General features: G+C 63.8%; 19 protein-coding genes. 13 read left to right on the forward strand and 6 right to left on the reverse strand.

Features of this window, described 5'->3' with window-relative positions; translation table 11 throughout:
• Positions 1 to 102 precede the first annotated feature (102 nt).
• From B0G77_RS15065 to dapC, 3 genes are read right to left on the reverse strand one after another with little or no spacing between them, the layout of a single operon-like run.
• Positions 103 to 468: an ArsC family reductase gene (locus B0G77_RS15065; RefSeq protein WP_133662844.1), complete on the reverse strand. Its 366-nt coding sequence runs from the start codon at positions 466 to 468 to the stop codon at positions 103 to 105.
• Entirely contained in the window at positions 468 to 1,295 is an 828-nt protein-coding gene (gene dapD / locus B0G77_RS15070; RefSeq protein WP_133662845.1) for a 2,3,4,5-tetrahydropyridine-2,6-dicarboxylate N-succinyltransferase, read from the reverse strand. The genes B0G77_RS15065 and dapD overlap by 1 nt, the downstream gene beginning before the upstream one ends.
• A 54-nt stretch (positions 1,296 to 1,349) precedes the next feature.
• Entirely contained in the window at positions 1,350 to 2,570 is a 1,221-nt protein-coding gene (gene dapC, locus B0G77_RS15075; RefSeq protein ID WP_133662846.1) for a succinyldiaminopimelate transaminase, read from the reverse strand.
• A 286-nt stretch (positions 2,571 to 2,856) separates the two neighbouring features.
• Between dapC and B0G77_RS15080 the strand changes: the two genes are divergently transcribed.
• The 5 genes from B0G77_RS15080 (at position 2,857) to def (ending at position 11,784) form a co-directional block, all read left to right on the forward strand.
• Entirely contained in the window at positions 2,857 to 3,810 is a 954-nt protein-coding gene (locus B0G77_RS15080; RefSeq protein WP_133662847.1) for a DMT family transporter, read from the forward strand.
• A 148-nt stretch (positions 3,811 to 3,958) separates the two neighbouring features.
• Entirely contained in the window at positions 3,959 to 7,477 is a 3,519-nt protein-coding gene (smc, locus tag B0G77_RS15085; RefSeq protein ID WP_133662848.1) for a chromosome segregation protein SMC, read from the forward strand.
• A gap of 123 nt (positions 7,478 to 7,600) precedes the next feature.
• Entirely contained in the window at positions 7,601 to 8,845 is a 1,245-nt protein-coding gene (locus B0G77_RS15090) for a cell division protein ZipA C-terminal FtsZ-binding domain-containing protein (RefSeq protein ID WP_133662849.1), read from the forward strand.
• A gap of 357 nt (positions 8,846 to 9,202) precedes the next feature.
• Positions 9,203 to 11,254: an NAD-dependent DNA ligase LigA gene (gene ligA / locus B0G77_RS15095; RefSeq protein WP_133662850.1), complete on the forward strand. Its 2,052-nt coding sequence runs from the start codon at positions 9,203 to 9,205 to the stop codon at positions 11,252 to 11,254.
• Positions 11,251 to 11,784 (forward strand): peptide deformylase, encoded by a 534-nt coding sequence (gene def, locus B0G77_RS15100; RefSeq protein WP_133662851.1) that lies wholly within the window; start codon positions 11,251 to 11,253, stop codon positions 11,782 to 11,784. Before ligA ends, def begins: the two co-directional genes overlap by 4 nt.
• 108 nt (positions 11,785 to 11,892) lie before the next feature.
• On the opposite strand, the gene B0G77_RS15105 is transcribed toward def, so the two are convergent.
• The 3 genes from B0G77_RS15105 to map are packed head-to-tail and all read right to left on the reverse strand — an operon-like array spanning position 11,893 to position 17,251.
• The gene (locus tag B0G77_RS15105; protein ID WP_133662852.1) at positions 11,893 to 13,827 is read right to left on the reverse strand and encodes a pseudouridine synthase; all 1,935 of its coding nucleotides are present in this window, start codon (positions 13,825 to 13,827) and stop codon (positions 11,893 to 11,895) included.
• Positions 13,828 to 13,833: 6 nt separating this feature from the next.
• Complete coding sequence (locus tag B0G77_RS15110) at positions 13,834 to 16,410, reverse strand: [protein-PII] uridylyltransferase (RefSeq protein ID WP_133662853.1); 2,577 nt, start codon at positions 16,408 to 16,410, stop codon at positions 13,834 to 13,836.
• 31 nt (positions 16,411 to 16,441) lie between these two features.
• Complete coding sequence (gene map, locus B0G77_RS15115) at positions 16,442 to 17,251, reverse strand: type I methionyl aminopeptidase (protein WP_133662854.1); 810 nt, start codon at positions 17,249 to 17,251, stop codon at positions 16,442 to 16,444.
• Between the two features lie 417 nt (positions 17,252 to 17,668).
• Between map and rpsB the strand changes: the two genes are divergently transcribed.
• The 8 genes from rpsB (at position 17,669) to rseP (ending at position 25,368) form a co-directional block, all read left to right on the forward strand.
• A complete protein-coding gene (gene rpsB / locus B0G77_RS15120) occupies positions 17,669 to 18,421 on the forward strand; it encodes a 30S ribosomal protein S2 (protein WP_133662855.1) in 753 nt (250 codons plus the stop codon).
• Between the two features lie 190 nt (positions 18,422 to 18,611).
• A complete protein-coding gene (gene tsf / locus B0G77_RS15125) occupies positions 18,612 to 19,493 on the forward strand; it encodes a translation elongation factor Ts (RefSeq protein WP_133662856.1) in 882 nt (293 codons plus the stop codon).
• A 233-nt stretch (positions 19,494 to 19,726) separates the two neighbouring features.
• Positions 19,727 to 20,440 carry a UMP kinase gene (gene pyrH / locus B0G77_RS15130; RefSeq protein ID WP_133664153.1) on the forward strand — a complete coding sequence of 238 codons (714 nt, stop codon included), beginning with the start codon at positions 19,727 to 19,729 and terminating at the stop codon, positions 20,438 to 20,440.
• Between the two features lie 93 nt (positions 20,441 to 20,533).
• Positions 20,534 to 21,094: a ribosome recycling factor gene (gene frr, locus B0G77_RS15135; protein WP_133662857.1), complete on the forward strand. Its 561-nt coding sequence runs from the start codon at positions 20,534 to 20,536 to the stop codon at positions 21,092 to 21,094.
• Positions 21,095 to 21,158: 64 nt separating this feature from the next.
• Positions 21,159 to 21,941: a polyprenyl diphosphate synthase gene (gene uppS, locus B0G77_RS15140; protein ID WP_133662858.1), complete on the forward strand. Its 783-nt coding sequence runs from the start codon at positions 21,159 to 21,161 to the stop codon at positions 21,939 to 21,941.
• Positions 21,935 to 22,756 carry a phosphatidate cytidylyltransferase gene (locus tag B0G77_RS15145; protein WP_133662859.1) on the forward strand — a complete coding sequence of 274 codons (822 nt, stop codon included), beginning with the start codon at positions 21,935 to 21,937 and terminating at the stop codon, positions 22,754 to 22,756. The genes uppS and B0G77_RS15145 overlap by 7 nt, the downstream gene beginning before the upstream one ends.
• Before the next feature lie 10 nt (positions 22,757 to 22,766).
• The gene (locus tag B0G77_RS15150) at positions 22,767 to 23,972 is read left to right on the forward strand and encodes a 1-deoxy-D-xylulose-5-phosphate reductoisomerase (RefSeq protein ID WP_133662860.1); all 1,206 of its coding nucleotides are present in this window, start codon (positions 22,767 to 22,769) and stop codon (positions 23,970 to 23,972) included.
• 7 nt (positions 23,973 to 23,979) lie between these two features.
• Positions 23,980 to 25,368 carry an RIP metalloprotease RseP gene (gene rseP, locus B0G77_RS15155; protein ID WP_133662861.1) on the forward strand — a complete coding sequence of 463 codons (1,389 nt, stop codon included), beginning with the start codon at positions 23,980 to 23,982 and terminating at the stop codon, positions 25,366 to 25,368.
• Positions 25,369 to 25,410 lie beyond the last annotated feature (42 nt).

The raw sequence follows: 25,410 nt of genomic DNA on the forward strand, positions 1-25,410 counted from the left end.
GATGAAAAAATGCCGGCGCGCGCGCCGGCAACCGCTTGTCTGATGCGGCGGCCCGATGGTTTCAGATGGTTCCATCATGACAGTCGCGGTCAACCGGAACGGCTAGGCAAACAACGTCGCGTACTGATCTTCCGAAAACCCGAGCGTCTTGACCCGTCCGTTGACCACGACCACCGGCCGCTTGATCACGGAAGGCTTGTGGATCATCAGCGCAATCGCACCCGCTTCGGTGTCGGCGGCGGCCTTCATGTCGTCGGACAGGCCGCGCCACGTCGTGCCGCGCCGGTTGAGCAGCGTGTCGAGCGACACGTCCTTTAACCAGTCCTGCACGAGCGGCGCAGTCACGCCAGCTTTCTTGAAATCATGAAACTCGAACTCGACGCCGTGCTCTTCCAGCCATACCCGGGCTTTTTTCACGGTGTCGCAGTTCGGAATGCCGTAGACGACGGTTTTGTTGGCGCGAGCCATCAATCGCCTCGCAGCAGCTCGTTGAGACCGACCTTGGCACGCGTCTTCGCATCCACCTTCTTGACGATCACTGCGCAGTACAGGCTGTGCGAGCCGTCCTTCGACGGCAGATTGCCCGCCACCACCACCGAACCTGCCGGGATGCGGCCATACGTGACTTCGCCGGTTTCGCGATCGTAAATCTTCGTGCTCTGGCCGAGGTAGACGCCCATCGAGATCACCGAGTTCTCTTCGACGATCACGCCTTCCACCACTTCCGAGCGCGCGCCGATGAAACAGTTGTCTTCAATGATGACGGGGTTCGCCTGCAGCGGCTCGAGCACGCCCCCAATGCCGACGCCGCCCGACAGGTGCACGTTCTTGCCGATCTGTGCGCACGAACCGACGGTGGCCCACGTATCGACCATCGTGCCTTCGTCGACGTAAGCGCCGATGTTGGTGTACGACGGCATCAGCACGACGTTCTTCGCGATGAACGAGCCGCGGCGCGCGATGGCGGGCGGCACGACACGGAAGCCGCCGGCGGCGAAGTCTTCAGCGGTGTAATTCGCGAACTTCGACGGCACCTTGTCGTAGAACTGGGTGTAGCCGCCAGCCGGTTGCGGCACGTTGTCTTCGAGGCGGAACGAGAGCAGCACGGCTTTCTTCAGCCATTGATTGACAACCCAGTCGCCGTCCTTCTTCTCGGCGACGCGCAGCGCGCCCTTGTCGAGTTGTTCGATTGCATGCGCGACGGCATCGCGCACTTCGGCGGGCGCGGCCTTCGGCGACAGCTCGGCGCGGTTTTCCCAAGCGTTATCGATGATCTGCTGAAGTTGTTGCGACATATTCGTGGTTTCTGGAAAGTTGAAATCTGATGAAGAGGGTGTCGCTCAGTTGCCTCACGACGTGCCGAGCGAATGGCAAAAGTCGACGATGCGCTGGGCGCCTTCGGTGCACTCGTCGACACCGGCCACGAGCGCGAGGCGCACGAAATTGCGACCCGGGTTTGTGTCGTGCGCGGTGCGCGCCAGAAACGATCCGGGCAGAACCGTCACATTATAGTCGGCGTACAGGCGCTGGGCGAACTGGGTATCCGACAGGCCGGTGCGCGACACGTCGGCCCACAGGTAGAACGCCGCGTCCGGCAGGCGCACGTCGAGCACGTTGGCGAGCATGGGCGTGACGGTGGCGAATTTCTGCACGTACTTCGCGCGGTTTTCGCGCACATGGGCTTCGTCGTTCCAGGCGGCGATGCTGGCGGTCTGGTAGACGGTCGATAGCGCCGTGCCGTGGTAGGTGCGGTACAGCAGGAATTTCTTCAGGATCGCGGCGTCGCCGGCGACAAAGCCCGAACGCATGCCCGGCACATTCGAGCGCTTCGACAGGCTCGACAGCATTACGAGGCGCTCGAAGCCGCGGCCCAGTTTGTGCGCCGCTTCCAGGCCGCCAAGGGGCGGTTTCGCCTCGTCGAAATAGATTTCCGAGTAGCACTCGTCGGAGGCGATCACGAAGCCATAGCGGTCCGACAGCGCGAACAGCTCGCGCCAGTCGTCGAGTGTCAGCACGGCGCCCGTCGGATTGCCCGGCGAGCACACGTACAGCAGCTGCGTGCGCGCCCAGACGTCGGCAGGAACCGCCGCGTAGTCGCAGGCGAAATTGCGCGCCGGGTCGCTATTCGCGAAGTACGGCTGGGCGCCGGCGAGGAGCGCCGCGCCTTCATAGATTTGATAGAACGGGTTCGGACAGAGTACGATCGCAGGCTGGCCATCGATTCTGCGCTGCGGATCGATCACCGTCTGCGCGAGCGCAAAAAGCGCCTCGCGCGAGCCCGCGACAGGCAGCACCTGGGTACCCGGATTGACGGGCGGCAGGTGGTAGCGCGTCGTGACCCAGCGCGCGATCGACTCGCGCAACGCTTCCGAGCCCAGGGTGGCCGGATAGGACGCAAGACCGCCGAGCGATGCGACAACTGCATCGCGGATCAGCGCAGGCGTCGGATGTTTCGGCTCGCCGATGCCGAAGCTGATGTGGGCGAGCGCGGCGGGCGGCGTGACGTCCTTGAAAAGCGCGCGGAGCTTTTCGAATGGATAGGGCTGGAGGGAGTCGAGTAGCGGGTTCACTTGGCGGATCGAGCCTGATCGAAGACGGGCGAAGACAGGTGGCGGCAGCGCATGGCGACCACAATGAGCTTGGCCGCCCGCGAGAACCGCACGATTATAGCTTGCAGGACGGGGCCAGGGCTCAAGGCCCACGGCAGGAGACGCGGCAGACACGGCGCGGGAGAGAGACCCCGGCGCGGCGGTCGCAGCAAGGAGGAGGCATGCAGGCAGTAACAGGCGGAATGACCTTTGATGGGCGGCGCTGCGCCGGCCGTGCAGGGGCGTGCCGCGGCAGGAGCTTCGAACAATGAAAAACTGGATCCGAACCGGCTGGCCCACGCTCGCAATCATGATGGGCGCTTCGGTATGGGGCCTCGTCTGGTATCCGCTGCGCATGCTCGCGGCGCTGGGGGTCACGGGCACGGCGGCGAGCGCGCTGACGAGCGGCGCCGGGTGTCTCTTCGTGCTGCTGGTGCGCCGGAGCGCGATCGCGACGGTCAAGTGGCACTGGCTGCTGCTGGCACTGGCGTTGGCAGCGGGCGTGACGAACATCGGCTTCGTCTGGGGTTCGATTCACGGCGAAGTCATGCGCGTGCTGCTGCTTTTCTATCTCACGCCGGCGTGGACCGCGGTCTTTGCCCATTTCATCCTGCGCGAACGTCTGACGTGGTCGGGTGCCGCGCTCTCGGCGCTGTCGCTGGCCGGCGCGATGATGATGCTGTGGTTGCCGCAGCTCGGCATTCCGGTGCCGGGGAACCTCGCCGAATGGGCGGGGCTCGCCGGCGGCATGGGCTTTGCGTTGTGCAACGTGCTGATCGTGAAGACAAGCCGCGTGCTGCCCGACATGAAACCCGAGATGCGCACCGCCGTTATTTTCGGTGGCGCGGCGCTCTTCGGTGCGTTTGCCTCGTTGTTCGAGGCGATGCCGGCGCCGCCCGTGGGCGCCCATCTCGGCACGGCCGCGTTGCTCGTACTTGGCCTCGGCTTCGTGCTGGCGTCGAACAACATGCTCGTGCAGTACGGGCTGTCGCGCGTGCCGGCCAACCGCGCATCGATCATCATGCTGTTCGAGATCGTGATCACGGCACTGTCGGCATGGCTCTTTGCCGGCGAGACGCCCGGCCCGCGCGAATGGGCGGGTGGTGCGTGCATCGTGCTGGCTTCGGCGCTGTCGAGCTGGGTGCACCGCGCGAAAGCAAAACCTGAAATCGGTTCTCACTCCGATCCAGACCGTCAGGAACGGGGACGCGCGATGGTATGATTGCCTCTGCCTGTCGGGGCGCGCCATATCGCGCGCCTGCGGCGCCAGCACCGCGGCGTGGCCGCGTGCCGTTATGCAGCGTTTGCGAACGGCGCGAGCGGCGTACGCGGTCCGTTCCAATTTTCCCTTTTCAATCAGCGATATCGCCGTGCGTCTGACCTCGATCAAACTCGCTGGCTTCAAGTCATTCGTCGATCCCACGCATTTCCAGGTTCCGGGCCAGCTGGTTGGCGTGGTCGGTCCCAATGGGTGCGGCAAGTCCAACATCATCGATGCCGTGCGCTGGGTGCTCGGTGAATCGCGTGCTTCCGAGCTGCGCGGCGAGTCGATGCAGGACGTGATCTTCAATGGCTCGACCGCGCGCAAGCCGGGCAGCCGCGCCAGCGTCGAACTCGTCTTCGACAACGCCGATGGCCGTGCTGCCGGCCAGTGGGGCCAGTATGCCGAAATCGCCGTCAAGCGCGTGCTGACGCGCGACGGCACGTCGAGCTACTACATCAACAACCTCCCGGCGCGGCGGCGCGACATCCAGGACATCTTCCTCGGCACGGGCCTCGGTCCGCGCGCTTACGCGATCATTGGGCAGGGCATGATCGCGCGGATCATCGAGGCGAAGCCCGAAGAGCTGCGCGTGTTTCTCGAAGAAGCCGCAGGCGTGTCGAAGTACAAGGAACGCCGGCGCGAAACGGAAAACCGTCTGCACGACACGCGCGAGAATCTGACGCGTGTCGAGGACATCGTCCGCGAACTCGGCACGAACCTCGAAAAGCTCGAAGCGCAGGCGGTCGTCGCAACGAAGTTCAAGGAACTGCAGGCGGACGGCGAAGAGAAGCAGCGTCTCTTGTGGCTGTTGCGCAAGAACGAGGCGGGCAGCGAGCAGGAGCGCCAGCAACGCGCCATCGAGCAGGCCCAGATCGACCTCGAAATGCATACCGCGAAGCTGCGCGAAGTCGAAGCGCAGCTCGAAACGCTGCGCGTGGCGCACTATTCCGCCAGCGACGCGATGCAGGGTGCGCAAGGCGCGCTGTACGAAGCGAACGCCGAAGTGAGCCGCCTCGAGGCAGAGATCAAGTTCATCGTCGAATCGCGCAACCGCGTGCAGGCGCAGATCGCGGCGCTGACCGCGCAGCGTGAGCAGTGGCAGTCGCAGGCCGAAAAGGCCCAGGGCGACATTGAAGACGCCGAAGAGCAACTGGCCGTCGCGGAGGAAAAGGCCGCGCTAGCCGAAGACGAAGCGGCCGCGAAGCACGACGCGATGCCGGCCCTCGAAGCCCGCTGGCGCGACGCGCAGACGCAGCTCAACGAAGAGCGTGCGGGTATCGCGCAGACCGAACAGGCGCTCAAGCTCGAAGCCGCGCATCAACGCAATGCCGATCAGCAACTGCAGCAGTTTCAGCAGCGCCACGAGCGTCTGAAGCAGGAAGCGGGCGGCCTCGACGCCCCGGACGAAGCGCAGCTCGAAGAGTCGCGCATGCAGCTCGCCGAGCACGAAGAGGTCCTCAACGACGCACAGACACGTCACGCGGATGCGCAGGAGGCGCTGCCGCGTCTCGATGGCGAGCGTCGTGCTGCTCAGGAACGCGTGCAGGCGGAAAGCGCACAGATTCACCAGCTCGAAGCGCGCCTCGCGGCGCTGAAGCAGCTTCAGGAAAACGTCCAGACGGAAGGCAAGATCCAGCCGTGGCTCGACAAACACGAGCTGGGCGCGTTGCCGCGTCTGTGGAAAAAGCTGCACGTCGAAGCCGGCTGGGAAACGGCCCTCGAGGCGCTGCTGCGCGAGCGTCTCGCCGCGCTGGAAGTGTCGAACCTCGACTGGGTCAAGGCCTTCGCGACCGATGCACCGCCCGCCAAGCTCGCGTTCTACGCGCCGCCGGCTGCCGGTCTGCCGGTCGACGCGCCGCCTGTGCTGCGTCCGTTGCTGGCGCTCGTGCGCATTGACGATGCAGGTTTGCGTGCGGTGCTGAGCGACTGGCTGGGTCAGGCGTTCGTCGCCGACGATCTGGCTCAAGCGCTCGCTATGCGCTCGCAACTGCCCGCAGGCGGCGCATTTGTCGTCAAGGCCGGGCATGTGGTGACACGGGTCGGCGTGCAGCTGTACGCTGCCGACTCCGAGCAGTCCGGCATGCTGGCCCGTCAGCAGGAAATCGAAAATCTGACGCGCCAGGTGCGGGCCCAGGCGCTTCTCGCCGATGAGGCAAAGGCGGCCGCCATCCGAGCGGAAGCGGCACACACGCAGGCATCGCAGGCCTTGTCCGATGTACGCTCGCAGGTCGAGCGCGCGACGCAGCGCGTCCACGCGTTGCAGATGGACGTGCTGAAGCTGACCCAGGCGCATGAGCGCTACACGCAACGCAGCACGCAGATCCGCGAGGAACTCGCAGAGATTACCGCCCAGATCGAAGAGCAGCGCGCGTTGCGTGGCGAATCGGAAGCGAACTTCGAGCGTCACGATGCGCAGCTGGCCGAGTTGCAGGCGCGCTTCGAGGACAACCAGCTCGCGTTCGAAGCGCTCGATGAGGAGCTGACCGCTGCGCGTGCCCATTCGCGCGATCTCGACCGGGCAGCGACTGACGCCCGGTTTGCCGCGCGCAACATGGCGAACCGGATCGATGAGCTGAAACGCAGCATCCAGGTTGCGCACGAACAGAGCGAACGCGTGGCGGCATCGCTGGAAGATGCGCGTGTCGAACTCGAAACGATCAACCGGCAGACCGCGCACACCGGGCTGCAGGAAGCGCTGGAAGTGCGTGCGGTGAAGGAAGAAGCGCTGCACGCGGCGCGCCTTGAGCTCGATGACCTGACGGCGAAACTGCGCGCGGCGGACGAAACGCGCCTGACTGCCGAACGCGCATTGCAACCCTTGCGCGACCGCATCACTGAACTGCAGCTCAAGGAGCAGGCCGCGCGCCTGAACGGCGAGCAGTTCGTCGAGCAACTCGCCGCTGCAGGCGTCGATGAAGCTGAACTGCAGGCGAAGCTCACGCCTGATATGAAGCCGTCGTATCTGCAGGGTGAAGTCACGCGACTGAACAACGCGATCACGGCGCTTGGTCCGGTGAACATGGCGGCGCTCGACGAACTCAAGGCGGCGAGCGAGCGCAAGACCTTCCTCGATGCGCAGTCAGCCGACCTGACGAACGCAATCGAGACCCTCGAAGACGCGATCCGCAAAATTGACCAGGAAACCCGCACGCTGCTGCAGGGCACGTTCGACGAAGTCAACAAGCACTTCGGCGAACTGTTCCCGCGTCTTTTCGGCGGCGGTCAGGCGAGGCTCATCATGACCGGCGACGAAATTCTCGACGCCGGCGTGCAGGTGATGGCCCAACCGCCGGGCAAGAAGAATTCGACGATTCATCTGCTCTCGGGCGGCGAAAAGGCGCTGACGGCGACAGCCCTCGTGTTCGCGATGTTCCAGTTGAACCCGGCGCCGTTCTGTCTGCTCGACGAAGTGGACGCGCCGCTGGACGACGCGAATACCGAACGCTTCGCCAACCTCGTGCGCGCGATGTCCGACAAGACGCAGTTCCTGTTCATTTCACACAACAAGATCGCGATGGAAATGGCGCAGCAACTGATCGGGGTGACCATGCAGGAGCAGGGCGTGTCGCGGATCGTTGCAGTCGATATGGAAACGGCATCGGGCTTTGTCCAGAGTGGTGTTTGAGCTTTTGAACTGAACAAGCGGATTTGAGCAGGCGGCGCACCTGCATCACGCTGCGGCTCCATGCCGCGCGGGGCGGGCGCGGTACGCCGCGGCGCAGATAAAAGAATTGCTGACGGAGCATGCATGGACGAGTTGACACTCGGTTTGATCGGCGCAGGCGCCGTGGTGGTCGGGGGTGTGGTGGTGTACAACGCGTGGCAGGGTGCGAAGGTGCGCCGCAGGATGCCACGGCCGATGCCACCCGAAACCGCTGAAACCTTTGCGCGAGACGACCAGCAAGAACAGAGCCCATTCATCGAACCCGCAAGGCCGACCACGCGCCGCGAGCCATCGCTCGGCGAATCCGCCGACGCTGCCAGCGCCGCTCGGGTCGAGCCGAGCTTTGGGGGCGCGGGCGTAGCGCCACTCGATACGCCTGCCGATATCCAGGCAGAAACCACGACGCCGAACGGCTTTCCCGAGCCGGTCGACGAAGAGCTGTCGCCGGCCTCCGGCAAGGAGCAGATCGAACCGATCCTGCCTGCCGCGACGACCATCTCTTCCGCACCGCCCGCCGTGGTGGACCGGCGCATCGACTGCATCGTGCCGATCCGTCCTGCGGGGCCCGTGGCCGGCGACAAGGTGATCCCGTTTGCGCAGCGTTTGCGTCGCGCGGGCAGCAAGCCGGTGTATATCGAAGGCAAGCCCGAAGGCGGCGGCATCTGGGAGTTGCTGCAGAACGGCGTTCGCTACGAAGAACTGCGGGCGGCAGCCCAGCTCGCGAATCGCAGCGGACCGCTCAACGAACTGGAGTTCTCCGAATTCGTCACCGGCGTGCAGCAGTTCGCCGACGCGATCGACGCTTCACCGGAGTTTCCCGACATGCTGGAGACGGTCGCCATGGCGCGCGAGCTGGATGGCTTCGCCGCGCAATGCGATGCGCAATTGTCGATCAACGTGATGTCCGACGGTGCGCCGTGGTCGGCGAATTATGTGCAGGCGGTGGCTTCGCAGGATGGCCTGCTGCTGTCACGAGATGGCACGCGCTTCGTGAAGCTCGATGCGAAGCAGAGCCCGGTCTTCATGCTGCAGTTCGGCGACACCAACTTCCTGCGCGACGACCTGACTTACAAGGGCGGCCAGATGATCACACTGGTGCTCGACGTACCGGTCGCTGACGAGGACATCCTGCCGTTCCGTCTGATGTGTGATTACGCAAAGTCGCTGTCCGAGCGGATCGGCGCCCGGGTTGTCGACGATCAGCGTCGCCCGCTGCCTGAAAGCTCGCTGCTCGCGATCGAAAAGCAGTTGATGACGCTGTACGCGAAACTGGAGCAGGCGGGCATCCCCGCGGGCTCGCCGGCGACGCGCCGGCTGTTCAGCCAGTAACACCGCTTCATTCATCTTCTCACTGCCGGGCGATATTTGCCCACGTCGCCCGGCAACTCGCTGCTTTTCATTTCCCCACTGCTTTAGCCGCCTCGCGCTGTCGAGCCATACCGCCATCGTGGCGATCATTGGCTGTTTTCGTCCGCGGATATCGTGACGCGTGATTGCCTGGGCGGGTGTCCCGCGCCATATCGAATCGATGCCAACGCGATCCGGCGAGCGCTTGCCGAAGAGACCGGGGAGCCCCGATACGCAAGTGCCGGCGTGCGCACAAACCTTGCCATCCAGTCGATGTCACGGCCCGCGCTTCCTGCGATAATCTGACATCTCAATGACCTCTGCGAACGCCTTCAAAGCATGGCCCGAACTGTTGTCTCCGATCCTGCCACTACGTCCCCGGCCGACCGGGCCGCATGGCTGCGCGCTGAACTGGAGCGCGCCAACCACGCGTACTACGTGCTCGACCAGCCGGACCTGCCCGATGCCGAATACGACCGGCTCTTCAAGGAACTGCAGCAGGTCGAGGCGGAGCACCCGGACCTCGTCATACCCGATTCGCCCACTCAGCGCGTAGGCGGTGAGGCGGCGCGCGGCTTCGAACCGGTCCTGCATTCGATGCCGATGTTGTCGCTGAACAACGGCTTCGCCGACGAAGACATCGTCGCGTTCGACAAGCGCGTCTCTGAAGCGCTGGGCAAGTCGCCCGTCGAGTATGCGTGCGAACTCAAGTTCGACGGTCTGGCGATTTCGTTGCGCTATGTCGATGGGCACTTCGTTCAGGCTTCGACGCGTGGAGACGGCACGACCGGCGAAGACGTCACCGGGAACGTCCGGACCATCCGCTCGATTCCGCTTCAGTTGAAGGGCAAACATATCCCGGCAACGCTCGATGTGCGCGGCGAAGTGTTGATGTTCCGCCGAGACTTCGAACGGCTCAATGCACGGCAGCGAGAAGCGGAGCAACGCGAGTTCGCCAATCCCCGCAATGCCGCGGCAGGGAGCCTGCGCCAGCTCGATCCGAAGGTCACCGCGCAGCGCCCGCTGTCATTTTTCGCTTACGGGATCGGCGTGCTGGAAGGTATGGAGATGCCCGCGACGCACAGCGCGTTGCTCGACTGGTACGGCGAACTCGGCTTGCCGGTCAACGGCGAGCGCTCCGTGGTTGAGGGTGCGCAAGGGCTGCTGTCGTTTTTTCACGCGGTTGGCGAGAAGCGCGACGGCTTGCCTTATGACATCGACGGTGTCGTCTACAAGGTGAACAGGCGCGAGGAGCAGGACAGGCTCGGCTTCGTGTCGCGCGCGCCGCGCTTCGCGCTCGCGCACAAGTTCCCGGCGCAGGAGGCATTGACCCAGCTGCTCGCCATCGACGTGCAGGTCGGCCGTACCGGCGCGATCACGCCGGTGGCGCGGCTCGAACCGGTATTCGTCGGGGGCGCGACCGTGACGAATGCAACGCTGCACAACGAGGACGAGGTGCGTCGCAAGGACATCCGTATCGGCGATACGGTCATTGTCCGGCGTGCCGGCGACGTGATTCCCGAAGTGGTGAGCGCGCTGCTCGATCGCCGTCCGGACGATGCGCGCGAGTTTGTGATGCCGACGCACTGCCCGGTCTGCGGCTCCGCTATCGAGCGTCTTCCCGACGAAGCGATCGCACGCTGCAGGGGTGGGCTCTTCTGTCCGGCGCAGCGCAAGCAGGCGTTGTGGCATTTTGCCCAGCGCCGCGCGCTTGATATCGATGGCCTCGGTGAGAAGATCATCGATCAGCTGGTCGAACAGAATCTCGTCCGCACGCCCGCAGATCTGTTCAACATCGGCTTTTCGACGCTCGCGGCCCTGGATCGCTTCGCGGACAAGTCGGCACAGAACCTGCTCGATTCGCTCGAAAAGGCAAAACACACCACGCTCGCCCGTTTTATCTATGCGCTGGGAATTCGCCACGTCGGCGAATCGACGGCGAAGGATCTCGCGAAGCATTTCGGCTCCCTCGATCCGATTATGAACGCTTCGGTCGAAGAACTGCTGGAGGTTAACGACGTCGGGCCGGTGGTCGCCGAATCGATTCACCAGTTCTTTGCGGAAGAGCACAACCGCACCGTGATCGACCAGTTGCGCGCGTCAGGCAAGGTGACGTGGACGGAGGGGCCGCCAGCGCCGAAAGCGCCGCAAGGCGTGCTGGCTGGCAAGACGGTTGTGTTGACGGGTACGTTGCCAAGTCTCGCCCGCGAGGAAGCCAGGGAAATGCTCGAAGCGGCCGGCGCGAAAGTGGCGGGATCGGTGTCGAAAAAAACCGACTACGTGGTGGCCGGCGCCGAAGCGGGCAGCAAGCTCGCCAAGGCAGAGGAACTCGGCGTCCCCGTACTCGACGAAGATGGTATGCGCAAGCTCCTGGAGGGGCATCTGACATGATCCGTGAAATCCTCAAGATGGGCGATCCGCGCCTCCTGCGCATCGCCGCGACGGTCGAGCATTTCGATACACCCGAGTTGCACGAGCTCGTCAACGACATGTTCGAGACGATGCACGATGCAGACGGCGCGGGGCTCGCTGCGCCGCAGATCGGCGTCGATCTGCAGGTGGTGATCTTCGGTTTCGGCCAGAACGAACGCTATCCGGACGCGCCGCCGGTGCCGGAAACGGTGCTGATCAATCCGGTCATCACACCGGTGTCGCTGGACACGGAAGAGGGGTGGGAAGGTTGTCTGTCCGTCCCCGGTCTGCGCGGCGCGGTTAGCCGCTTGACGATGATCCGGTATCACGGCTTTGACCAGTTCGGCAAGCCGATCGATCGGGTTGCCGAAGGCTTCCATGCACGGGTTGTCCAGCATGAATGTGATCACCTGATCGGCAAGCTGTACCCGATGCGGATCACGGATTTCTCGAAGTTCGGCTTTACCGAGGTGCTGTTCCCGGATCTCGATCCGAACATCGACGAGTGAGGTGCGGTTTCTACCACACTGGCTGCATGCTCACCAGGCAAAACGCCCGCATTTGCGGGCGTTTTGCTTCGACTGACAGACAACGACGCGGGGCGACGAACGACTGGCTCAGAACGACTCATCCGCGTCCAGATAGCGCCATTGCCCTTGCGGCAGCGCGCCGAGCAATACGCGACCCATCCGCACCCGCTTCAGGCCGACCACTTCAAGTCCGACCAGTTCGCACATGCGGCGGATCTGGCGCTTCTTGCCCTCGCGCAGGACGAAGCGCAACTGTTCACCGTTCTGCCAACTCACTGTCGCCGGTTTGAGCGGCACGTCGTCGAGCGACAGGCCGTGACGCAGCAGGGCGAGACTTTCGGCGGGGAATCTCTGGTCGATATCCGTGGTCTGCTCGCCCCACGTCACGCGTACCAGATATTCCTTGTCGACATCCGAATGCTCGCCGATCAGCTGTTTCGCGATGCGGCCGTCCTGCGTGAGCACGAGCAGGCCGGTGGAGTCGATGTCGAGACGGCCGGCAGGCGCGAGCGCGCGCAGTTGCGCGGGCGAAAAGCGGATATTCGACTGATCGCCGTCCCAGTGGTTTTCCGGCGTGACCAGTGTCACCGCGGGCAGATAGTCGTCCTCGGCCTGTCCCGACACATAGCCCACCGGTTTGTGCAGCAGGATGGTGACCTGCTTTGCCTGAGCCGCCTGGGCTGCCGGGTCGATCTCGATATGCTGCTCCGGACGGACCTTGGTGCCGAGCGTGTCGATCCTCACGCCGTCGACAAGTACCCAGCCTTTCTCGATCCATTCGTCCGCTTCCCGGCGAGAGCACAGACCCAGTTCCGACATGCGCTTCGACAGGCGCAACACGCCCGGTTGGTCGTCGTATTCACGTTCGACGGCATGCGAAGCGGCTTGCGGGGCGCGTTCCGGTCTCGTTGCGGTGGAAGGTGCGCGTCGTGCCGGTTTGTCGTCGCGTGCCGGGCGCTCCCGATCGGCCGGGCGGCGGGCGTAGGCACCGGTGGTGTCGCCCGTGCGGGGGGCGCGCGGCGAAGCGGAGCGGTCACCGCGATCGCTGCGCTCGATACGATCGCCCGAACCGCGCCTCGCGGACGTGCCCGCTGTGCGGTCGTCCCGCGCGGGGCGTCCGGACCGGTCCGCATAACCGCTTTTCACCGGCTTCGCGAAGGTGCGCTCTCCGCCCGGGCCTCGCTCGGACGAAGGACGCTCCTTCGGGAACGACGGACGATCGTCATCCTGGCGACGGCCTTCGGCGCTGCGTGCCGGGCGGTCCGAATCGCGACGCGCGCCGGGTACTCCGCGATTCGCTCCGAACTTCGGGCGCGCGGTTTCACTGCGATCGCGCGATTCGTCGCGTTCGCGACGCGCGGGCCGCTCGCCGTGTGGGCTGGCATCAGCCGAGCGGGCGGGGCGGGGCGAAAACGGACGCTGGGTCTCGTCCGTGCCGCGGGCGCCACTGTACGGCCTTTTTGCACCGTCCTCGCGGGGCGCGCGCGCCGGCCGGTCGCTACGATCTCGCTCGCTGTCAAAACGGCGCGGTGCGCGTTCGCCACTGCTTCGCTCGCTGTCTGCACGACGCGGTGGTCGATCCGCACGGTCGCGGGCACCGGCGAAAGAACCCGCTGCGCGTTCGCCACGCTCGCTGTCTCCCCGTCGGGGTGCACCGCCAGCGCCTTCACGGCGCGGCGGGCGATCTGCCTGCGAACGCCGCTCGGTGCGTTCGCCAAGAGTACGTTCGCGCGGTGCGCTGCCCTCGGCGCGTGCAGGCCGATCGCCAGCGCCGGCGCGCTTGCCGCCCGCCGCTGGAGCGCTCGTGCCGAAAGACCGCTTCGCTGCGCCAGCAGGGGCTGCCGGGCCGCCACGACGTGCGCCGCCGCTTTCAGCGCCTTTTCGGGCGCCGGCTCCCAGCATGGACGTCGGCTTGGGGCCGACAGGCTTCGACTTGCTGCGTGCGGCAGCGCTGCCGGAGCGAACGGGGGCGCGATCGGCAGTGGCCGGCCGCGGGTGCTTGGCTGTCAGTTTGACTCGCATGAAATCTCACACTGCAATCGCGCGCAGCAGTTCGGTCTCGACCTGAATTTGCAGGCGGTTGTCCGAGAGGCCGCGACCGTCCAGCAGAAACACGTCCTCGACGCGTTCGCCGAGCGTATTGATCCGCGCCGCATGGACGCCGACCCGATGTTCCGCCAGCACGCGCGCGATCGAATAAAGAAGGCCTGGCCGGTCGTTCGCAGACACGGACAGGATGTAGTACTGGCCACGCTCGTCAGCCCGAAGGTCGACGCGCGGCGTGACAGGGAAGGTCCGCGACAGGCGCGAAAGACGCCCCTTCGACGGTTCCGGCAGCAGCGGGCCTTCGCCCGAGAGCCGCGCGGTGAGTTGCTGCTCGACCAGATTGGCAATGTCGCGATAATGCACGTCTTCCTCGGCATGTGCGACGAGGAAGTTATCCAGCGCGTAACCGTGCCGCGTCGTGCTGATGCGCGCATCGAGCACCGACAGCGCGTTCCGGTCGAAATAGGCGCAGATGGCGGCGAACAGATCCGGCTGGTCCTTCACATAGACGAGCACCTGCAGCCCTTCGCCGATCGGCGAAGGACGGGCACGGACGATGGGAACCGGCGTTTGCACGTGCCGATAGAGCACACGCGTCTGCCAGGCGATGTCGGCGGCGTCGTGGCGCAGAAAATAGCCGACATCGAGTTGATCCCACAGTGCGCAGTGGGCGTTCTCTGGCACCGTTTCGAGCCTGAGCAGCGCAACCGCCTTTTCCTTGCGCGCTTTCAGTTCCGAGTGCGCATCCGGGCGCGCGCCGCCGAGTACGGCGAGCGTCTTGCGGTACAGGTCTTCGAGCAGCTTGCCTTTCCACGCGTTCCAGACCTTCGGGCTGGTGCCGCGAATATCGGCGACCGTCAGCAGATACAGGGCCGTCAGCCGCCGCTCGGAGCCAACCAGTTCCGCGAATCGCTTGATGACCTCAGGGTCGCTCGTGTCCTGCTTTTGTGCCACCTGACTCATGGTCAGGTGGTGCTGGACCAGCCAGACGACGAGGTCGCCGTCGGCGCCCCCGACATTGTGGTCGCGGCAGAAGCGGCGGGCATCGGCCATGCCGAGGGTCGAATGGTCGCCGCCGCGGCCCTTGGCAATGTCGTGAAAGAGCGCGGCCACGTACAGCACCCACGGGCGCTCGAAATTCGCGATCAGCTGGCTGCAGAACGGATACTCGTGCGCGTGCTCGGCCACCGCGAAGCGGCGCAGGTTACGCAATACCATCAGGATGTGCTGGTCGACCGTGTAGACGTGGTACAGGTCGTGCTGCATCTGTCCGACAATACGACGGAAATTCAGCAGATAGCGCCCGAGCACGCTCGTCTGGTTCATCAGCCGCAGCGCATGCGTGACGCCTTGCGGCTGCTTCAGGATCTCCATGAAGAGGCGCCGGTTTTCGGGATCGCGCCGCCAGCGCTGATCCATTGCGTCGCGCGCGTTGTAGAGCGCGCGCAGCGTGCGTGCGGACAACCCCTTCACGCCGGGCGTATCCTCATATAGCAGAAACGCCTCGAGAATGGCGTTCGGCTCGCGTTCGAAGACGTCATCGGCTGCGATTTCGAGCATGCCCTGTTTTTCGACGAAACGGTCCGACAGCACGCGCGTTACGCCGCTCGTAGTCGGGAAAAGTTGCGCCTCGATGTTCTGGACCAGGATCGTCGCGAGTTGCGTGACGGCCTTGGCGGCCCAGTAGTAACGTCGCATCAGCTGTTCGCTGGCGCGTTTCGTGGCGGTCGCCTTGTAGCCGAAGCTTTCCGCCACCGAGTTTTGCAGGTCGAACACCAGAATGTCCTGGCGACGTCCGGCAATCACATGCAGCCGCGCCCGCAGCGCCTTCAGAAAGCCTTCGTTGTGACGCAGTTCGCGTGCTTCACGTTCTGTGATGAGGCCCCGCGCGTCGAGTTCGCGCCAGCTGCTGCCGAATCCGGCCGCCTGGGTAATCCACAAAATCAGTTGCAGGTCGCGCAGGCCACCCGGGCTTTCCTTGACGTTCGGCTCGAGCGCGTAGGGGGTGTCCTGAAATTTGGCGTGGCGCTGCCGCATTTCCAGCATTTTCGCCTGGAAAAAGGCGCGGGGATCGAGTGCGTCGCGGTAGCGCCGGGAGAAGTCTTCGAAGAGTGTCGCGCTGCCCGTAATCTGCCGCGCTTCGAGAAGCGAGGTGCGTACCGTGACGTCGTTGCCCGCTTCCTCGATACATTGCGAGACCGATCGCACGCTGCTGCCGAGATCAAGTCCGAGGTCCCACGCGAGGCCAATAAAGCGCTCGATGCGGGCCTCGAGGTGCGCGACCGGTTCGTCGGGCAGCAGGACGAGAATGTCGATATCGGAATGCGGCGCCAGCTCGCCGCGCCCATAGCCACCCACGGCCACCAGCGCGAGCGATGCTGGCAGCTCGCAGGCATCCCAGGCGCCGCGCAGTGCACGATCGGTCAGGCGCGCGAGCGCGCGCATCAGCGAATCGACGTTGGTCGCAGTCCTGAAGCGTTCCAGCAATGAGGTTTTGGCCACCTTGTAGTCCGCCTTGAGCGATGTGGCTTGGGAAAGAGCAACCGCTGGAACACTCATGGGCAAACGGGGCAGTGGACGGAAGGGCCGCTCAGGCGGTGGTGGCAACGAGCGCCGGGCGGGCCGGCGTACCGGTGGAAACGGTCAGGACTTCGTAACCGGTTTCCGTGACGAGCACCGTGTGTTCCCATTGCGCCGACAGGCTGCGATCCTTGGTCTTGACCGTCCACTGGTCGGGCATGGTGCGGATATCGCGGCGGCCGGCGTTGATCATTGGTTCGATGGTGAAGATCATGCCCTTTTGCAGTTCAATGCCGGTGCCCGGGCGGCCGTAATGCAGGACCTGCGGGTCGTCGTGGAAGACGGTGCCAATACCGTGGCCGCAATATTCGCGCACCACGCTGTAACCCTGCGCTTCGGCATACCGCTGGATCGCGTGGCCGATGTCGCCCAGATGGGCGCCTGGGCGAACCTGTTCGATGCCGAGCCACATGCATTCGAAAGTGGTCTGAACAAGGCGTTTTGCGAGGATCGAGCCTTCGCCGACGATGAACATCCGGCTTGTGTCACCGAAATAGCCGTTCTTGATGACGGTGACGTCGATATTGAGCGCATCGCCGTTCTTGAGCGCCTTGTCGCCGGGAATGCCATGGCAGATCACGTCGTTGACGGAAATGCACGTGGCCTTCGGATAGGGCGGGTAGCCTGGCGGCTGATAGTTGAGCGGGGCGGGAATCGTGCCCTGTTCCTTCAGCATGTATTCGTGGCACAGACGGTCGAGCTCGCCGGTTGTGATGCCAGCCTTCACGAAAGGTGTGATGTAGTCGAGCACCTCGCTCGCGAGCCTGCCGGCAATGCGCATCTGGGCGATATCGTCTTCGTTTTTGAGCGTAATAGCCATGAGTCGAGCCTGAAATGCGATTTATGCAAGGATTATCGCACCATATGGGGCCTGCCGCAGGCTTTTGCGAGGGTGTTTGCCGGTCTGGGCGCCTGTTTGCCGGTACTCCGGCAGCGCATTCGAGCAGGGAGAGCTCGCAAGGTGCAACCGGTGGCTGATCGGGGGCGGATGAGTTGAGTCGTCCGATAGTCACGTGCTATAATCTTTGGCTAAGTCGTCCTTGGTTATTTGCATTGTCCAGGGTGACTTTGATGCTCCGCGAAAGTGACATCAAGAAAGCGGCAGCAAGAGTAGCAGATTCGCAAGCCGGCGCACCCAGGGTGTTCGCGGCGTCAGATCTTTGGTCACAGTGGGGTGGCGAAGGCGGCGCGGCGAATACGGCAGCCGGCTTAAGACCCAACCCTAGCGGAGAATTTCATGGCAGTTACCATGCGTCAAATGCTGGAAGCCGGTGTCCACTTTGGTCACCAGACGCGCTTCTGGAACCCGAAGATGGCCCCTTTCATTTTCGGCCATCGCAACAAGATCCACATCATCAACCTCGAAAAGACGCTGCCGATGTACAACGACGCACTGAAGTATGTGCGTCAACTGGCAGCGAACCGCGGCACGATCCTGTTTGTCGGCACGAAGCGCCAATCGCGCGACACGATCGCTGAAGAGGCGCAGCGCGCCGGCATGCCCTACGTCAACGCCCGCTGGCTCGGTGGCATGCTGACCAACTTCAAGACGCTCAAGGTGTCGATCAAGCGCCTGAAGGACATGGAAGCGGCTGTTGAGGCAGGCGAACTCGAGCGCATGAGCAAGAAGGAAGCGCTGTTGTTCGAACGCGAAATCGCCAAGCTGCAAAAGTCGATCGGCGGCGTGAAGGACATGGGCGGCATTCCGGACGCAATCTTCGTGGTCGACGTTGGCTACCACAAGATTGCCGTCACCGAAGCGAACAAGCTCGGCGTGCCGGTCATCGCTGTGGTTGATACGAATCACTCGCCGGAAGGCATCGACTACGTGATCCCGGGTAATGACGACGCCAGCAAGGCAGTCGCCCTGTACACGCAAGGCGTGGCTGATGCGATCCTTGAAGGCCGTGCGAATGCGGTCAACGAAGTGGTGCAGGCTGCACGCGGTGGCGATGGCGACGAGTTCGTCGAGGTCAACTCGGAGGCATAAGGCTGCCCCGTGTCCGGCAAAAAAGGGGGCTTTCTACAGGCCCCCTTTTTTTAAGCCGCGACGCCCGGATGGGCGCGAGCACACGTGTGGAAACAGCGCGATAAAAATTTCGCGCTGACGCGGAAACGAATTATTGCCGCTGGCATCGAAGTGCGGGCGGCGTGTGAAAGACAGACTCAAGGAGCGAATGATGGCGGCAATTACCGCAAGCATGGTTGCAGAACTGCGCGCGAAGACCGACGCGCCAATGATGGAATGCAAGAAGGCGCTGACGGAAGCCGAGGGCGACATGGCCCGTGCCGAGGAACTGCTGCGCGTGAAGCTGGGCAATAAGGCCAGCAAGGCGGCATCGCGCGTGACGGCTGAAGGCGTGATCGCATCGTTCATCGGCGGCAACGCAGGCGCGATCGTCGAACTGAACTGCGAAACCGACTTCGTTTCGAAGAACGACGACTTCCTGGCCTTCTCGAAGACCATCGCAGAACTGATTGCCAAGCAAAACCCGCCTGACGTGACTACGCTGTCGGCGCTGCCGCTGGATGGCACGACGGTCGACGCGGTGCGTCTCGCGCTGGTCGGCAAGATCGGTGAAAACCTGTCGATCCGCCGTTTCGTGCGTTTCGAAACCTCGAACCAGCTGGCAGCGTACCTGCACGGCACGCGTATCGGCGTGCTGGTCGAGTACACGGGCGCAGACGAACAGGTCGGCAAGGACGTCGCGATGCACATCGCTGCGATGAAGCCGGTTTCGCTGTCGTCGGACGAAGTGCCGGCCGACCTGATCGCCAAGGAACGCAGCATCGCTGAGCAGAAGGCCGCCGAATCGGGTAAGCCGGCTGAAATCGTCGCGAAGATGGTCGACGGCAGCGTGCAGAAGTACCTGAAGGAGGTGTCGCTGCTGAACCAGCCGTTCGTGAAGAACGACAAGCAGACGATCGAGCAGATGCTGAAGGCAGCGAACACGAGCGTGCAGAAGTTCGCGCTGTTCGTGGTCGGCGAAGGCATCGAAAAGCGCCAGGACGATTTTGCCGCCGAAGTGGCTGCTCAGGTCGCTGCTGCAAAGCAGCAATAAGTATCAAGGCAGCACCGTTGGACCCGCGGTGGGGCAAGACCCTACCGCGGCCGGCAGCGCCGCAAGGCTGCATGCGGGACGGCCGCCGGGATGAATCTCGGGGTTGGGCCGGCATGGCGGCCGCTGCCGGTGAACCTTCCGGTTCACCAATTTGGCGGCGCTTGCCCGAATCAGCATTTCACCCCTACAGTTCCGAGTTGTTGTCGTCCTCTCTGCGCGATCTGGATATCTCTATGCCCACTGCCTATAAACGCGTCCTCCTCAAACTCTCCGGCGAAGCCTTGATGGGCGATGACGCCTTCGGCATTAATCGCGCGACGATCGAAAGAATGGTGGCGGATGTAGCCGAGGTGGTCCGGCTCGGCACGCAGCTGGCGGTCGTCATCGGTGGCGGCAATATTTTCCGTGGTGTGGCAGGCGGTGCAGCCGGTATGGACCGCGCGACGGCAGACTACATGGGGATGCTTGCGACCATGATGAACGCACTCGCGCTGCAGGATGCCATGCGGCACGCGGGCATCGAGGCCCGCGTACAGTCGGCGCTGCGGATGGACCAGGTTGTTGAGCCGTATATTCGCCCCCGCGCGATCCGTCAGCTGGAAGAAGGCAAGGTAGTGATCTTCGCGGCCGGCACCGGCAACCCGTTTTTCACCACTGACACCGCTGCTGCGCTGCGCGGTTCGGAAATCGGCGCGGAAGTCGTGCTGAAGGCCACCAAGGTGGACGGCGTCTATTCGGCCGATCCGAAGAAAGACGCCTCGGCGACCCGCTATACGACGATCAGCTTCGACGAGGCCATCGGTCGCAATCTGCAGGTTATGGACGCGACGGCCTTTGCGTTGTGCCGCGATCAGAAGCTGCCGATCCGCGTGTTTTCGATCATCAAGCCGGGCGCGCTCAAGCGCATCGTATTGGGCGAGGACGAAGGCACGCTCGTCCACGTGTAAACTCTCTTCCACGTAATGTGGGCTTGAACGCAGGTCGCCGCCGGTGCGCGCGCTGGCCGGCCTGCACCGTTTTAAAGGTTCGGAGGTTTAATCATGTCTGTGGCTGACATCAAGAAGGGCGCTGACCAGAAGATGCAGCGCTCGATCGAAGCGTTTCGCAACGATCTGTCGAAGATCCGCACGGGTCGCGCACACACGGGGCTGCTGGATCATATCCAGGTGGACTACTATGGCTCGCCGGTGCCAATTTCGCAGGTCGCCAATCTGACGCTGATCGACGCGCGCACCATCGGCGTCCAGCCGTGGGAAAAGAAGATGGTGGCGGTGGTCGAAAAGGCGATCCGTGAGTCGGATCTGGGTTTGAACCCGGCTACCCAGGGCGACGTGATCCGTGTGCCGATGCCCGCGCTGACGGAAGAGCGTCGTCGTGAGCTGACGAAAGTTGTCAAGGGCGAAGCCGAAACGGCCAAGGTTGCCATCCGCAATCTGCGCCGCGACGCTAACGAGCAACTGAAGAAGCTCGTGAAGGACAAGGAAATCTCCGAAGACGACGAGCGCCGCGCTGGCGACGATGTCCAGAAGCTGACGGACAGGTTTGTCGCGGAAATCGACAAGCTCGTCACGACGAAAGAAGCCGAGATCATGACGGTTTGAGGCCGGAAGGCGCCAGAACCTTCGTGGTCTTCACTTTCTGTTTGCAGTCACTGTCCCGACGGCCATGACCTATACCAGCTCTACCGTTCGCGTGCCTGATGTCGCAGCAGTGCCGCGACATATCGCGATCATCATGGACGGCAACGGCCGTTGGGCGACGCAGCGCCGACTGCCCCGCGTAGCGGGCCACACGCGCGGCGTCGACGCGGTCCGTGCGGCGGTCGAGGCATGCGCGCGCCGTGGCGTCGAATACCTGACGCTGTTCGCATTCAGCTCCGAAAACTGGCGTCGTCCGAACGACGAAGTCTCGTTCCTGATGCGTCTCTTCGTGACGGCGCTCGAACGTGAAATCGGCAAGCTGCACGCAAACGGCATCCGTCTGCGCGTCGTCGGCGATCTGTCGATGTTCGATACACGCATTCAGGACCTGATCCGTCGCGCGGAAACGAAAACCGCGCGCAATACCCGCCTCACCCTGACCATCGCCGCCAATTACGGCGGCCGCTGGGACATCATGCAGGCCACGCGTAAGCTGGTCGAGCAGTCAGTGGCTGCAGGCCGGCCCACCGACGTGACCGAGGAGGCTTTCGCCGGGCATCTGGCGATGGCTTACGCGCCGGAGCCTGATCTTTTCATCCGCACCGGCGGCGAGCAGCGCATCAGCAACTTCCTGCTGTGGCAGCTCGCGTACACCGAGTTCTATTTCACCGATACATTCTGGCCGGATTTCGACGCCGATGCCTTGGGGCACGCGATCGCGTCCTATACGGAGCGCGAGCGTCGCTTTGGTCGTACGAGCGCCCAGCTCGAACCGCAATCGAACGACGTCGATTCGCTTCCATGCTGAAGACCCGTGTCATCACGGCGATCGTTCTGCTGGCTGTGCTTTTGCCGGTCACGCTATTTGCGCCGGTCGGCGCGTTTGGCGCGCTGATCGCGTTCGTCGTCGTTTTCGCCGCTTGGGAATGGGCGCGCCTTCTCAAGCTCGGCGGCGCCGGGCCGGTCATCTATGCGCTGGTGACCGCGGTGGCGCTGGTCGCGAGCACGACGCTCGGCACCGGCGTCGAGCAGCCCCGGCCGCTGTTTCAGGCGGCGACCGTGTTCTGGGCGCTGGCCGGGCCGTTTGTCCTGCTGCGCAAGCCTGTGCTGGCGCAAGGCTCGTGGCGTCTGTTCCTGTTCGTGGCCGGTATTGTCGTGTTCGTCGCCTGCTGGCACGCGCTTGTCGCCGCCCGCATCGAAGGTGTGCCATTCGTGCTGTCGCTGCTGCTAGTGGTATGGCTGGCCGATATCGGCGCATACTTCTCGGGAAAGGCATTCGGCAAACACAAGCTTGCGCCTGCCATCAGTCCGGGTAAGACTTGGGAAGGTGCGCTCGGCGGCTGGGTCGCCGTGCTGGTCGTCGCCACTTTGGCCGCGCTCCTGCATGCGTTCGAGCCAACCCTGTATTCGGCGCTGCTGGAGCGCCTGGGCGCACCGCGCGCCCTGATCGCGCTGACTGTGCTGGTCGTATTCAGCGTAGTCGGCGACCTGTTCGAGTCGATGCTGAAGCGCCAGGCCGGCGTGAAAGATTCCAGCGGTCTGCTGCCGGGCCATGGTGGTGTGCTGGATCGTGTCGACGCGTTGTTGCCGGTGCTGCCGCTCGCGATGCTGCTGCTCGGCTAGAGAAAGAGACATGCAAAAAAGATTAACTCTGCTCGGTTCCACGGGCTCGATTGGAGACAGCACGCTCGACGTCGTCGCGCGTCATCCCGAGCGTTTTTCTGTCTATGCGCTGACCGCGCACCGCAACGGCGACAAGCTCGTCGAGCAGTGCGTGCGGTTCAGGCCCGAAGTGGCCGTGGTCGGGGATGCGCAAACCGCTGCGAGCGTCGCGGCGAAGCTGCGCGAAGCCGGCTGCAAGACTGAAGTGACCTACGGTCCGCAAGCGCTTGTCGACGTCTCGAAGAGCGATGCCTGCGATACTGTGGTCGCGGCGATTGTCGGTGCTGCGGGCCTCGCGCCGAGCCTTGCCGCCGCCCGCGCCGGCAAACGCATTCTGCTCGCGAACAAGGAAGCGCTGGTGATGTCCGGCTCGATCTTCATGGACGCCGTGCGCGATCATGGTGCGATCCTGCTGCCGGTCGACAGTGAACATAACGCGATCTTCCAGTGCCTGCCGCGCGAAGCCGCGCTGCATGGTGGCGTTTCGAAAATCATCCTGACAGCCTCGGGTGGCCCGTTCCGCACACGCGAACCGTCAACGCTCGTCGACGTCACACCCGACGAAGCCTGCAAACATCCGAACTGGGTAATGGGTCGAAAGATTTCTGTCGACTCGGCAACGATGATGAACAAGGGTCTTGAAGTCATCGAGGCGCACTGGCTGTTTGATCTTCCAGGCGAGCGCATCGAGGTGCTGATCCACCCGCAGAGCGTGATCCATTCGCTCGTGTCGTACGCTGATGGATCGGTGCTCGCGCAACTGGGCAACCCCGACATGCGCACGCCGATCGCGCACGCGCTGGCGTTCCCGGATCGCGTCGATTCGGGCGTCGCACAGCTCGACCTGGTTGAGGTCGCGTCGCTGTCGTTTGAGAAACCCGATTACGCGCGTTTTCCGTGTCTCGCGCTGGCGATGAAAGCGCTGGCCGAAGGTGGTGTCGCAAGTGCGGCGCTGAACGCCGCCAATGAGGTTGCCGTCGAAGCGTTCCTGTCGCGCCGGATCGGTTTCATGGCGATTGCCCAGGTCGTCGATGCCGTGCTGAATGCGTTGCCGAACCGCAGTGCGGCGGTACTCGACGATGTGATCGAAGCCGACGCCATCGCGCGCCGTGCCGCTGCCACTCTCATCGACAGCCTGCCGGCGGGTGCCCGCCGCACGGAACACGCCGTCCAGTGAGGCGTTCATGAACCTGTTGATCGAACTCGTTGCCTTCGCGGTTGCGATAGGCGTGCTCGTCGTTGTGCACGAGTATGGCCACTACAGCGTCGCGCGCCTGTGCGGCGTGAAGGTGCTGCGTTTTTCGATCGGGTTCGGCAAGCCGCTTGTGCAATGGGTCAGCAAAAAGACCGGCACCCAATGGACGATCTCGGCGCTCCCCCTCGGTGGTTACGTGAAAATGCTCGATGAGCGCGAGGAAGGTGCGCCCATTCCTGCCGACGAGTTGCCGCGCGCGTTCAACCGGCAGTCGGTTGGCAAACGGATCGCGATTGTGGCGGCCGGCCCGATCGCCAATTTCCTGCTGGCCATCGTGCTGTTCGCCGCCGTGTTTGCAGGCGGGGTGACCGAGCCGGCTGCGATCGTCGCGGCCCCGGCGCCGAATACGCCGGCCGCGCAGGCGGGCTTCGACGGCGGTGAAAAGATCGTCTCGATCCGCGATGCTAACGCCAGCGAAAGCGAATCGGTCCGCTCGTGGTCGGACCTGCGGTGGAAGCTGATGGGTGCGGCATTCGATCAGCGTCGCGTCGTGCTCAGCGCGAAGGACGGCCGCGGCACGTTTGATTTCGCGCTGGACCTGAGTGGCGTCACCGAACACGATGTCGACGACGACTTCATGACACGACTGGGTTTCGAGCCGGGCGGCGGGACGTTGTCGGTCGCAGGTGTGGAGCCGGGGAGCCCGGCGCAACATGCCGGTCTCGTGGCAGGTGACCGTCTGCGTGCCGTCGATGGCAAACCGGTCGACAGCGCGACAGGTTTCATCGCATACGTGAAGGCACACGCCGGCAAGACGATCTCGCTGCAGATCGAGCGTGGCACGCAGGGTAGCGAGGCGGGTACGCGGCATGACATCAGCCTCGTTCCGGTGATGTCGCACGACGACGCTACCGGGCAGAACGTCGGCCGTATCGGTGCGGCGCTCGCAACCCAGGTGCCGTCCGTCGACGTGCGTTACGGCCCGGTTGAAAGTCTCCAACTCGGTGTGCGCCGGACGTGGGACATCGCGATCTACTCGTTGCGGATGTTCGGCCGGATGATCGTCGGCGAGGCGTCGCTGAAGAACCTGTCCGGTCCGGTGACCATCGCGGACTATGCGGGCAAGAGCGCGCGCCTGGGTCCGTCTGCGTTTTTGTCGTTCCTCGCGCTCGTCAGTATCAGCCTTGGCGTGTTAAACCTCTTACCAATTCCGGTATTGGACGGGGGGCATCTGTTATATTATTTGGTTGAAGCTGTAACTGGCAAAGCCGTATCCGATCGCTGGCAGCTCGTTTTGCAAAGAGCGGGGCTAGTTTGCATCGTCGCACTGTCGGCGATTGCGCTCTTCAACGATCTGGCTCGTTTAATCCATTTTTAAAGTGTCTGGCGGCGTTCACGATGGCGACCGCCCGACCCGATG

Source organism: Paraburkholderia sp. BL10I2N1 (assembly GCF_004361815.1).
Lineage (GTDB): Bacteria > Pseudomonadota > Gammaproteobacteria > Burkholderiales > Burkholderiaceae > Paraburkholderia.